The organism is Pseudomonas sp. SL4(2022) (assembly GCF_026625725.1).
GTDB lineage: Bacteria > Pseudomonadota > Gammaproteobacteria > Pseudomonadales > Pseudomonadaceae > Aquipseudomonas.
Genome location: NZ_CP113060.1, coordinates 267554 through 279322, shown reverse-complemented (window position 1 = coordinate 279322; position 11769 = coordinate 267554). Strand labels below are relative to the sequence as shown.

The 11769-nt window shown below is 58.4% G+C and carries 9 protein-coding genes; all 9 read left to right on the top strand.

The window, feature by feature from the left end:
- The first annotated feature begins 183 nt into the window (after nucleotides 1–183).
- Entirely contained in the window at nucleotides 184–924 is a 741-nt protein-coding gene (locus OU997_RS01365; RefSeq protein ID WP_108487309.1) for a flagellar basal body rod protein FlgF, read from the top strand.
- 46 nt (nucleotides 925–970) lie between these two features.
- Nucleotides 971–1756: a flagellar basal-body rod protein FlgG gene (gene flgG / locus OU997_RS01360; protein ID WP_108487310.1), complete on the top strand. Its 786-nt coding sequence runs from the start codon at nucleotides 971–973 to the stop codon at nucleotides 1754–1756.
- Between the two features lie 121 nt (nucleotides 1757–1877).
- Nucleotides 1878–2597: a flagellar basal body L-ring protein FlgH gene (gene flgH / locus OU997_RS01355; RefSeq protein ID WP_108487311.1), complete on the top strand. Its 720-nt coding sequence runs from the start codon at nucleotides 1878–1880 to the stop codon at nucleotides 2595–2597.
- Between the two features lie 11 nt (nucleotides 2598–2608).
- The gene (locus tag OU997_RS01350) at nucleotides 2609–3712 is read left to right on the top strand and encodes a flagellar basal body P-ring protein FlgI (protein ID WP_177479994.1); all 1104 of its coding nucleotides are present in this window, start codon (nucleotides 2609–2611) and stop codon (nucleotides 3710–3712) included.
- A gap of 13 nt (nucleotides 3713–3725) precedes the next feature.
- Complete coding sequence (gene flgJ / locus OU997_RS01345; protein WP_108487312.1) at nucleotides 3726–4898, top strand: flagellar assembly peptidoglycan hydrolase FlgJ; 1173 nt, start codon at nucleotides 3726–3728, stop codon at nucleotides 4896–4898.
- A 6-nt stretch (nucleotides 4899–4904) separates the two neighbouring features.
- A complete protein-coding gene (flgK, locus tag OU997_RS01340) occupies nucleotides 4905–6944 on the top strand; it encodes a flagellar hook-associated protein FlgK (protein WP_108487313.1) in 2040 nt (679 codons plus the stop codon).
- A gap of 41 nt (nucleotides 6945–6985) precedes the next feature.
- The gene (locus OU997_RS01335) at nucleotides 6986–8662 is read left to right on the top strand and encodes a flagellar hook-associated protein 3 (protein ID WP_108487314.1); all 1677 of its coding nucleotides are present in this window, start codon (nucleotides 6986–6988) and stop codon (nucleotides 8660–8662) included.
- Between the two features lie 142 nt (nucleotides 8663–8804).
- On the top strand, nucleotides 8805–11144 hold the full coding sequence (locus OU997_RS01330) for a PEP-utilizing enzyme (RefSeq protein WP_267808630.1): 2340 nt from the start codon (nucleotides 8805–8807) through the stop codon (nucleotides 11142–11144).
- The gene (locus OU997_RS01325) at nucleotides 11141–11755 is read left to right on the top strand and encodes a gamma-glutamyl-gamma-aminobutyrate hydrolase family protein (RefSeq protein ID WP_108487316.1); all 615 of its coding nucleotides are present in this window, start codon (nucleotides 11141–11143) and stop codon (nucleotides 11753–11755) included. Before OU997_RS01330 ends, OU997_RS01325 begins: the two co-directional genes overlap by 4 nt.
- Nucleotides 11756–11769 lie beyond the last annotated feature (14 nt).

Here is an 11769-nt window from a genome sequence, read left to right as displayed (position 1 = left end):
TAGGTCTGTCATGAGCGGCAAAAGCACGCCGCTTTGACGCTGAGAGGGCTCCTGATGGAGCCCTTTCTTTTTTTTAAAAGCTTTATTAATCAGTAGCTTGTGGTTTTTTTCGAATGCTGGCACAGCCATTGCTTTATCACCTGCATAGAGCAGCGGGCGGTAAGCCCAACTCGGAGAATAACCATGGACAAGATGCTGTACGTCTCCATGACGGGGGCCCACAACAACACCCTGGCCCAGCGAGCCCACGCCAACAACCTGGCAAACATTTCCACCAGCGGTTTTCGACGGGATTTTGAACAGGCCCGCTCAATGCCGATTTTTGGTGACAGTTATCCGGCACGCGCTTATGCCATGAGCGAGCGTCCGGGGACTGACTTTACGCCAGGCTCCTTGCAGGAGACGGGGCGTGATCTCGATGTGGCTGTGGGTGGTAAAGGCTGGCTGGCGGTTCAGGCACCCGATGGCGGTGAAGCCTACGTCCGCACTGCCAGTCTGAATGTCGATGCATTGGGCATGTTGCGCACCGGCAATGGTTTGCCGGTGATGGGCAATGCCGGGCCGATTGCCGTGCCGCCTGAGCAGAAAATCGAGATTGGCAAGGATGGCACCATCAGTATTCGTGCGCTTGGTGAGGCGCCCAGTGTACTGGCCGAGGTGGACCGTCTGAAGCTGGTGAACCCGGATTTGAAGCAGATGGAGAAGGGCACCGATGGCCTGATTCGCTTCAAGGGGCAAGAGCCGGTGCTGGCTGATGCGACCATGGAAATCACCTCTGGATTTCTTGAATCGAGCAACGTCAATGCGGTGGAAGAGATGACTGCGATTCTCTCCCTGTCCCGTCAATTCGAACTGCAAGTCAAGATGATGCGCACCGCCGAAGACAATTCGGCGGCTATGGCTCGCGTCTTGCAAATGACCTAATTATCAGCACGCGGCGCCGTTAAAACGACGCCCGAGGAGAATCGATATGCTTCCGGCACTGTGGGTCAGCAAGACCGGTCTGTCCGCTCAGGACATGAACCTGACCACCATTTCCAACAACCTGGCCAACGTTTCGACCACCGGCTTCAAACGCGATCGCGCCGAATTCGAAGATCTGCTGTACCAGATCCGTCGCCAGCCGGGCGGTCAGTCCAGTCAGGACAGTCAGCTGCCATCGGGTCTGCAGTTGGGTACCGGGGTGCGCGTGGTCGGCACGCAGAAGATTTTCACCGCCGGCAGCTTACAGACCACCGAGCAGCCTCTGGACCTGGCCATCAACGGACGTGGTTTCTTCCAGATTCTGTTGCCTGACGGCACGGTGTCCTACACCCGCGATGGTAGTTTCCACCTCAATTCCGATGGCCAGATGGTGACCTCCAATGGCTACGCCCTGGAGCCGGCCATTGTCCTGCCCAATGAGGTGCGTAGCTTTACCGTTGGTGAAGACGGCACCGTTTCGGTGACCACCACCGGTAACCCGCAGCCTCAGGTGGTGGGCAACTTGCAGACGGCGGACTTTATCAACCCGGCGGGTCTGGAAGCGATCGGCAACAACCTGTTTCTGGAAACCGCATCCAGCGGTGCGCCGCAAGTCGGCACCCCAGGCCTCAACGGTTTGGGTACCACGCTGCAGAACACCCTGGAAAACTCCAACGTCAGTGTTGTCGAAGAGTTGGTGAACATGATCACCACGCAGCGCGCCTACGAGATGAACTCCAAGGTCATTTCTACCGCTGACCAGATGCTCGGCTTTATTTCGCAAAATCTTTGATAGGTAAAGCGGGTTAGTCGCTCAGCGACAGGCTCGGCTTTGGATACGGCAAGGAATCGCTTGAACGGGTACTGGTGGCTCAGGTTGTACACCATCCCAGGCAACGCATGAGGTAATAGAGATGAACCGGCTGATAATCATAAGTGCACTGCTTGGCCCACTGGCCTTGAGCGGCTGTATGGCACCTGCAGCCAAGCCGGATGATCCCTATTACGCTCCGGTGATGCCGCGTACGCCGCTTCCGGCTGCGCAGAACAACGGTTCGATCTACCAGGCTGGTTTCGAAAACGGCCTGTTCGGTGATCGCAAGGCCTATCGGGTGGGCGACATCATCACCATCACCCTGAACGAGCGCACCCAGGCGAGCAAGAACACCAGCAGTAAGATCAGCAAGGACAGTTCTGCCAACCTGGGCGTGCCTAATCTGTTTGGCATGACGGTAGCGCCAAAGAATCCGCTGGCCTCTATTGGTGCTCTGGGTATGACCAACGACACCCTGGGCCTGGATGCCAGTTTTGATGCGACCCGCTCAGCGGATGGTTCCGGTCAGGCCGGACAGAGCAACAGCCTGAATGGTTCGATTACCGTATCGGTGGCCGAGGTCATGCCCAACGGCATTCTGCTGGTGCGTGGCGAGAAGTGGATGACCCTCAATACCGGCGATGAGCTGGTGCGGATTGCCGGCCTGGTGCGGGCCGATGACATCGCCACCGACAACACGGTGTCTTCGACCCGGATTGCCGATGCGCGTATCACCTACTCGGGTACCGGCGCATTTGCCGATGCCTCACAGCCGGGCTGGATGAGCCGGTTCTTTCTTAGCCCAATGTGGCCATTCTGAAGGTGGTCAACATGATGCTTAACAAATACCTGTGCGCCGCTTTTGCCTTGTTGCTGGCCACTGTTGCCCAGGCCGAGCGGCTCAAGGACCTGGCCAGCATTCAGGGCGTGCGCAGTAACCAACTGATCGGTTACGGCCTGGTGGTGGGGCTCAATGGCAGTGGTGACCAGACCACGCAGACGCCGTTCACCGTACAAACCTTCAACAACATGATGGCGCAGTTCGGCATCAAGGTGCCGCAGGGCGGCAACGTACAGCTGAAGAACGTGGCAGCCGTCTCGGTGCATGCGGACCTGCCACCCTTCGCCAAACCCGGACAAACCATCGATATCACCATTTCCTCGATTGGTAACGCCAAGAGCCTGCGTGGCGGCAGCTTGCTGATGACCCCGCTCAAGGGCATTGATGGCAATGTCTACGCCATTGCCCAGGGCAATCTGGTGGTGGGTGGTTTTGATGCCGGCGGTGCGGACGGTTCGCGGATCACGGTCAACGTGCCTTCGGCAGGTCGTATTCCGGGCGGGGCAACCGTTGAACGACCGGTGCCAAGTGGTTTCGATCAAGGCAACAGCCTGACCCTCAATCTCAATCGGCCAGACTTCACCACCGCCAAGAACATCGTCGATCACATTAATGAGTTGCTCGGCCCAGGCGTTGCGCAGGCTCTTGATGGCGGTTCGGTCCGGGTGAGTGCCCCGCTCGATCCGGGGCAGCGTGTTGATTACCTGTCGATTCTGGAAAATCTTGAAGTCGAGATCGGCCAGGCCGTTGCCAAGGTCATCATCAACTCGCGCACCGGCACCATTGTCATTGGCCAGAACGTGCGTGTGCAACCAGCTGCGGTTACCCACGGCAGTCTGACGGTGACCATTACCGAAGACCCCATCGTCAGCCAGCCAGACCCCTTGTCGGGTGGGCAAACCGCTGTTGTTCCGCGCTCGAAGGTCAATGCGGATGAAGAAGCCAAGCCGATGTTCAAGTTTGGTCCTGGGACCACGCTGGATGAAATCGTGCGTGCGGTAAATCAGGTGGGCGCATCGCCTTCCGACCTTATGGCCATCCTGGAGGCGCTGAAACAAGCTGGCGCGCTGCAGGCTGATTTGATCGTGATTTAAGGGAGCGCACGCTATGGACTCTCGTCTTTCAGCCGGTTTGCTCGGCGGCACCGCCAACGTCGACACGGGCGCGTACAACGATCTCAATCGCCTTAATCAGTTCAAGGTCGGCGGCGACAGCGAAAAGAACATCAAGAAGGTGGCTCAGGAGTTCGAGTCGCTGTTTCTCAATGAAATGCTCAAGGCCATGCGCTCGGCCAACGAAGTGTTCGGTGAAGGCAACTTCATGAACAGCAACGAGAGCAAAACCTACCAGGACATGCACGACCAGCAACTGTCGGTGACCCTGTCCAATCACCAGAATGGCCTCGGCCTTGCCGATGTGCTGGTGCGGCAGATGTCGAAGATGAAGGATGCCAGCAGCCGACCGAATCCTTTTGCTCAGGTCAATGAACCCGTGCCGAGTGCTCCTAGCAAGCCCATGGCCAAGCTTGAGAGTGGCCGTGATGATGTGGCGCTGATCAATCAGCGCCGTCTGGCCTTGCCCGGCAAACTGACGGATCGCCTGCTGGCGGGCATTGTGCCTTCCGCCACGGCCGCCGAAGGGCAGGCGCTGGCGCAGAATGACTGGATTCCTGCCAAGTCTTTTGCGGCACCCACAGACAGCGCGCTGGCGCTCAATGGCGCGGATGCCATCACCGGTCGGCGTATTGCTCAGCCACCGCTGGCCCCGGGCAAGGCGGCTTTTGGCTCCAAGGATGAGTTTATTGCGGCCATGTTGCCGATGGCCGAGAAGGCCGCCGACAAGATTGGCGTCGACCCTCGTTATCTGGTGGCCCAGGCCGCACTGGAAACGGGCTGGGGCAAGTCGATCATTCGTCAGCAGGATGGCAGCAGCAGTCACAACCTGTTTGGTATCAAAACCCATGACAGCTGGGACGGTGAGTCGGCGCGTGTCTTGACCACAGAGTTCCAGGGCGGCAAGGCGGTTAAAGAAGCCGCGTCCTTTCGCGCCTATGAGTCCTATGCGCACAGCTTCGAAGACTATGTGAGTTTCCTGCAGGGCAATGGCCGCTACGAGAAAGCCCTGGCCGTGACGGATAAGCCCGAGCAGTTCGCGCGTGAGCTGCAGAAAGCCGGTTATGCCACCGATCCGCAGTATGCCCGCAAGATTGCTCAAATCGCGCGGCAGATGCAGACCTATCAAACAGTTGCGGCAGTCAGTACGCCGTCCATCAGCGGATGATGAATCATGGCTGACTTACTCAATATTGGCCTTTCGGGTCTGGCTGCCAACAAGACGGCACTGTCGGTTACCGGTCACAACATCACCAACGTCAACACCCCCGGCTTTTCACGGCAAGAGTCGGTGCAGGCTACGCGCACTCCGCAATTCAGTGGCGCAGGCTACATTGGCTCGGGCACCACGTTGGTGGATGTGCGGCGTATCTATAACGAGTTTCTGACGACGCAGGTGCGCAGCAGCACGGCGCTCAACAGTGATGTGCAGTCTTACCTGAGTCAGATTAACCAGCTCGACTCCTTGCTGGCAGGCAGTACCACGGGTGTCAGCCCGGCGCTGAAAAAGGTCTTTGCTGCCCTGCAGACGGCCGCCGAAGACCCCGCCAATATTCCAGCCCGGCAACTGGCATTGTCCGAGGCCGAAGGGTTGGCCAAACGCTTTAATACGGTCTATGACCGTCTCTACGAGCAGAACGCTTTTATCAACAAGCAGTTGTCGGCGGTGACTGACCAGGTCAATCAGCTGGCGACCTCGATTGCCGGTTACAACGATGCGATTGCCGTGGCTGCAGCGAACGGCAAAGAGCCCAATGACCTGCTTGATGCCCGTGAGGAAGCGGTACGCAAGCTGGCAACTTTTATTGGCGTGACAGTGGTTGAGCAGGATAACAACAGTTACAACCTGTTCATCGGTTCCGGCCAGCCGCTGGTTGTGGGTAGTCAGGCCTCGCGGCTGGACGTGGTGCCGGGCTTGTCGGACCCGCTACGCAGCGAAGTTGAGTTTGTCAGTGGTAACTCACGCCAGGGCATCACCTCGCTGATCACCGGTGGTGAGATGGGTGGTCTGATTCGTTACCGCGAAGATGTACTGGATACCACGCTCAACGCGGTTGGGCGTCTGGCGCTGTCCGTGACTGACCAGGTCAACCGCCAGTTGGGGCAGGGGCTGGACCTTAACGGGCAATTCGGCAATGGCCTGTTTCGTGATCTGAACGACACTACGCTGATCGGGCAGCGCAGCCTGGCCCGGCTGGGCAACAGCAACAGTACAGCCAACCTCAATGTTTTTATCCGAGACACCACTCAGCTGACCACCAGTGACTATGAGGTGGAGTTCACCAGCGCGACGAATTACACCGTACGCCGGATCAGTGACGGCACCGGTTTCGGTCCGTTCGATATCACGGTCGTTCCGGCGCCCGAGTTTGATGGTGTGTCGCTGAGTGTGGCCAGCGGGACCTTCGCGGCCGGCGACCGCTTTCGCATTATGCCTACCCGCAATGCCGGTCAGGATATTCGTGCCGACATGAAACGGCCTGAAGAGCTGGCGTTTGCTGCACCCCTCAAGGCTCAGACCAGCCCGGCCAACAAGGGCACCGGGGTGATCACTCAGCCGACGCTGGTCACTGCAATAAACATCTATGACCCTGTCGCGCAAAGCAATCTGGAAACCAGCCTGCGCAATGCGCCGCCGCTGCGCATTGTGATGGGTGCCGGTGGCGGTGCGACGCAGAACTACAGTGTGGTCGATATCAACGGCAACACCATTGATACCGGTGTCATCGTACCGGGACAAAACAACAAGCTGACCATCACCGTGCCCGCGACTGCCGGGCCGCCCGCCGTACCTGTGCCGTTTGACTATGAAGTGTCGATCAGTGGTCGGCCGCAGGCCGGTGACAACTTCTCGGTGTCGTTTAACACCAACGGCGTTTCGGATAACCGCAACGCCCTGAAGTTGATCGATCTGCAGAATCGCACCACGATTGGTATCAACCCGTTGGCGCCAACCACCACCGGCTCCAGTTTTACCGATGCCTATGGTGACCTGGTTGAGCGTGTGGGCACCTTGACCAGTCAGTCCCGTGTTGATGGCGAAGCCACCAACGCTATTCTCAAGCAGGCCACCGATAACCGCGACTCGGTTTCGGCGGTCAACCTGGATGAAGAGGCGGCCAAGCTGATTCAGTTCGAGCAGTACTACCAGGCCTCGGCGCAGATCATTCAAGTTGCCCGTAACCTGTTCGATACTCTGATTAATGCGTTCTGAGGCGCGGTTTGGCGTGCTGAGAGAACCTTGAGGTTAGCTTTATGGTCATGCGCATTTCTTCGATCCAGGCGTTCAATAACGGTGTTAATGGTCTTGGGCGCAACTATTCCAATGTGATCCGCACGCAAGAGCAGATCAGCAGCGGTAATCGCATCCTGACGCCGGCCGACGATCCGGTGGCCTCCGTGCGCCTGCTGCAGCTTGAGCAGCAGCAAGCCGTGCTGGGGCAGTACAAGGAAAACCTCACTGCCGCGAAAAATAGCCTGACCCAGGAGGAAACCACGATCAACTCAGTGGTGACCGTGCTGCAACGGATCCGTGAGTTGGCCGTTCAATCCGGGGGCGGCGCGCTGTCGGCCGAAGACCGTAAATCCCTGGCCAAGGAGTTGAGCGAGCGTGAAGGCGAATTGCTGAACCTGATGAACAGTCGCAACGCCCGTGGCGAGTACCTGTTCAGTGGTTTTATCGGCAAGACCGAGCCGTTCCTGCGTAACCCCGACGGCACTTACTCCTACCAGGGTGACGAAGGGCAGCGCAGCTTGCAGGTGGCGACATCCAGTAATGTGGCCATCAACGACAACGGCAAGCGCCTGTTCGAGGATGTCAGCAATGCCAACCGGGTGTTGAAAACCCTGGGCATCAATAACCCAGCGCTGCCGACACCGCCGTTGCCAGCCACCAACATTCCGGCCCTGCCTGCGGCAGATCAGCGGATGTTCATGTCACCCGGACTGGTGCAGGACAGTCAGGCGTTCAATGCCAGCTTCCGCACGGGCGAGCCGTATTCGATGGCGTTTGTCAGCGGCAAGGAATTTCGCATCTATGACAACACCGGTGCTGATGTCACCTCAGAGGTGCCAGGCGGTGGTTTGATTGATCCGCTGGTCAATAGCGGCAATACCATCAACTTTCGCGGTATGCGGTTTCAGCTGGATGTGGTGCTGAAGCCCGGCGACAACCCCCTGGATCTCGATAATCTGCTGGCCGATACCGCAACCCCGGGTGCGCCGGGGATCAACACCCACACCTTTACCCTGCGGTCGTCACCGACCGAGTTTGCCGTAAATCGCTCATCGACCAACAATTCGGCGGCGATTGTTGCGCCGTCTGGTATCAGCAACCAGGCGACTTTTGACAGCCAGTTTCCGACCTCGGGGGTTGTCCTGCGGTTTACCAACGCCACCAACTACGAGGTTTATGCGCAGCCTGTCGGCCCTGGAAGCCCCGTGCTTGCAACCGGCACAGCTGCGGGTCCTTACCCCTCTACCTTTACTGTCTTCGGTGCTGACTTCACGGTCTCTGCGCCGGCTGCGGCGGGTGGCGGCGATGAATTTGGCGTGCAGCCGCAGTTTCAGGAACAACGCAGTATTCTGAATACGATCAGCCGCCTGCGTCAGGCGCTTGAGTCGGCCCCTTCTTCTGCGGCCGGCAATCTGGGTGTGCGCGATGAAGTCGCCATTGCCTTGACCAACCTCGACAATGGTTTGGGCAAGGTCCTGGAGGTGCAGACCGAGATTGGCGCCCGGATGAACCTGATCGAAACCACCCAGATCGATAACGAGGACGTCACGTTGGTAAACAAGTCTGTCCAGGCCGATCTGCGCGAGCTGGACTACGCCGAGGCGCTTTCGCGTCTGTCCTTCCAGACGGTGGTGCTGGAGGCGGCACAGCAGAGCTATGTGAAGATTGCCGGGCTGAATTTGTTTAACCGTCTGTAATCAGGTCAGCCGCCGCGCTCTGGACGGAATGTTCTGCCGCTGTACTACCCTGCATGAATGCTTGGCTGGTTATTTGCATTAGCCGGAGAAGCGTGGACATTCGCGTCAGAATCCATTTCTCCTGGTAACAGTAAGGCTAGGCATGAATAAGGGCACAGAGCGCCGCGTGGCGTTTTCCAGCAAGGCACGAACGCTTGATGGCCTTAGAGGCCTGCTGAGCTGTGCCAGTCTGTTGTCTCAGCATGTGTTCTCGGTGGGTGAATGGCGACAGGCGCCGGATAGTTGCCTTAGACGGATTATTGACGCGGGCTGGGCCTCTATGGCGGTGCGGAGCTCAAGCGTGCGTGAAGACGCCGCTAATGCGTCAGCAGCCGGACAGTTCGAGTCCTGTTTGGCTGTGGCGCCAGCCGGCTTGCAGGACGCCATCTATGCGGTCATTGCCTCCATGGGAGGCGAGCACGCCAGCGCTGCCGACGAAGTTTTCGTCCAGCCCATGCTTGAAAATGTCAGGACTGCCGGTGTGGCGTTCGGTGTGGAGCCGAGTTCGGCCGCGCCGTATTTCGTCATTAATTACGACTCCAGCAGTGGCCGTACTGACAGCGTGACGTCAGGCGATTCCAATGAGCTGCATAACTTTTATGCACACCACAGTGCCGAGCAAATTCCGCAACCGCTGCAGCCGGTAGTGGCCATGTTGCGTGAGCTTCAGTGCCTGTTCGGGAGCACTGCGCTGGATGTTGAGTTCGCTGTCGATGCACAGGGCATCTTGTATTTGCTGCAAGTGCGTCCGCTCGTGCTTCAGGTGCCTGAAGTCGATGTGGCGACGCACACCCAGCTAGTGTCGCTGATCCGTGAGCGAATCCGTATCGGCCAGCGGCCACAGCTGTTTCTGCATGGCGAGCGTACGGTCTACGGCGTGATGCCGGATTGGAATCCTGCGGAAATTATTGGTGTACGTCCTAAGCCGCTGGCGCTGTCGCTGTACCGTGAATTGGTCACGGACATGATTTGGGCTTACCAGCGCAATAATTACGGTTACCGTAATTTGCGCAGCTTTCCGTTGATGCTGCATTTTCACGGGCTGCCTTATATCGATGTTCGTGTGAGCTTCAACTCGTTCGTGCCGCGCGATCTGGATGGAGCCCTGGCCGACAAGCTGGTCAATTACTACATCGAGCGGCTGGTGTCGGCGCCCAGCCTGCATGACAAGGTTGAGTTTGAAATCGTTTTCTCCTGCTACACGCTCGATCTGCCGCAGCGCCTTGAGCGCCTACGGGAGGCCGGGTTCAGTGAGGCGGAGTGCGCACAGCTGGCCGCTAGCCTGCGTGAGTTGACCAATCGCATCGTTGATAACAACACCGGGCTGTGGCGTTCGGACGAGGCCAAGCTGAAGGTCTTGCTGGCGCGCCGGGAAGAAATCCTCAGCGCCGACACTGATCCGGTGTCTCGCATCTACTGGCTGCTGGAAGATTGCAGTCGCTATGGCACCCTGCCATTCGCGGGTTTGGCCCGGGCAGGCTTTATTGCGGTGCAGCTGCTGCGCTCACTGGTTGCGGTGGGGGTGCTGGATGTTGAGGATTACAACGCTTTCCTCAATGGGCTGAACACGGTCAGTGGGCAGATGACGCGGGACTGGCAACAACTGGATCGCACCACATTCCTCAGTCGATACGGGCATTTGCGTCCGGGCACTTACGACATCCTCTCGCCGCGTTACGACGAGGCGCCTGAGCTCTATTTCGATTGGCAATCAAGCGGCCAGGAAACGGCGCATCAGAGTACGCCACGTTTTGCACTGTCGCTGGAGCAGATGCGTTCAATCAGTCGTCTGCTGGCTGAGCACGGGCTTGCCCATGACGTGGTTGGACTGTTCGACTTTCTCCAGGCCGGGATCGAGTTGCGTGAGTACGCCAAGTTCGTGTTCACCCGCAACCTTTCCGATGCACTGTCCCTATTTCGCGACTTTGGACGCAGCCTCGGCTTCAGTGAGGATGACATGGCATTCGCCAATATTCAGGTGATCAAGGAATTGCACGCCGCCAGTGCAGATCCTCACGAGTTGCTGGCAAGCAGCATTGCTGATGGTCGTCGCCGTTACGCGGAGACCTGCCAATTGATGCTGCCGCCGCTGATCACTGCGCCTGAGGATGCCTTGGTCTTTCACCTGCCGCAGAGTGAGCCTAATTTCATTACCCATGGCCAGGCCACTGGCAACGTAGTTTCGCATCATCAGCGTGATGAGCTGGTTGGTGCCATTGTCATGATTCCCAGTGCCGATCCGGGGTTTGATTGGCTGTTTTCGCACCGCATTGCCGGTTTTGTTACGGCCTATGGTGGTGTCAATTCGCACATGGCCATCCGTGCCAACGAGCTAGGTCTTCCGGCCGTGATCGGCGCCGGTGAGGCGCTCTACAACCGATGGGTGGCCGCGCGCGTCTTGAAGCTCGATTGTGCTGCGCGCCGTGTGGACATTCTGCGATGAAACCGGTGCTGCTCAGCCAGCGAGTTGAGTGCTTGCCTGCGCGTGGCGAGCGTCGTGACGCGCTTGACCAGCGGTTGGTGCACTGGTTGGCCGAGATGGGTGTGTTGGCAGTGCCTGTACCCAATAATCCTGCGCTGGTGGCGCACTATTGGGCGCAGGTTAAACCGGTGGCTGTTGTACTGTCCGGAGGCAATGATCTGGCCTGTTTGGGAGGCGATGCCCCCGAGCGCGATGCGACCGAGCTTGCACTGGTCAATCAGGCCCTGGCAGAGGGCTTACCGCTTTTGGGGCTGTGCCGGGGTATGCAGTTTCTGATCCGTTATTTCGGCGGCGAGCTGCAAGCGATTGAGGGGCATGTGGGTACGCGTCATCAGCTACAGATCGGCAACGCCTGGCATGATGTGAACAGTTACCATGGCTGGGGGGCTTATGCATTGCCTGATCCCCTGTGCGCCCTGGCGTATGCCGAAGATGGCTGTGTGGAAGCCATGCGTCACTCGAGCCTGCCGGTGCTTGGCCTGATGTGGCATCCGGAGCGTGAAACACCTTACAACCCGCAGGATGTCGCCCGGGTAAGCGATTTTCTGATGCAGCGCAGGTATATGGAATGAGAGGGCGCGGTTAA

Excerpts from the sequence above, each read along its gene's own strand:
- OU997_RS01325 (WP_108487316.1), top strand. The coding sequence starts at position 11,141 with ATGAAACCGGTGCTGCTCAGCCAGCGAGTTGAGTGCTTGCCTGCGCGT.
- OU997_RS01335 (WP_108487314.1), top strand. The coding sequence starts at position 6,986 with ATGGTCATGCGCATTTCTTCGATCCAGGCGTTCAATAACGGTGTTAAT.
- OU997_RS01365 (WP_108487309.1), top strand. The coding sequence starts at position 184 with ATGGACAAGATGCTGTACGTCTCCATGACGGGGGCCCACAACAACACC.
- OU997_RS01350 (WP_177479994.1), top strand. The coding sequence starts at position 2,609 with ATGATGCTTAACAAATACCTGTGCGCCGCTTTTGCCTTGTTGCTGGCC.
- flgH (WP_108487311.1), top strand. The coding sequence starts at position 1,878 with ATGAACCGGCTGATAATCATAAGTGCACTGCTTGGCCCACTGGCCTTG.
- flgJ (WP_108487312.1), top strand. The coding sequence starts at position 3,726 with ATGGACTCTCGTCTTTCAGCCGGTTTGCTCGGCGGCACCGCCAACGTC.
- OU997_RS01330 (WP_267808630.1), top strand. The coding sequence starts at position 8,805 with ATGAATAAGGGCACAGAGCGCCGCGTGGCGTTTTCCAGCAAGGCACGA.
- flgK (WP_108487313.1), top strand. The coding sequence starts at position 4,905 with ATGGCTGACTTACTCAATATTGGCCTTTCGGGTCTGGCTGCCAACAAG.
- flgG (WP_108487310.1), top strand. The coding sequence starts at position 971 with ATGCTTCCGGCACTGTGGGTCAGCAAGACCGGTCTGTCCGCTCAGGAC.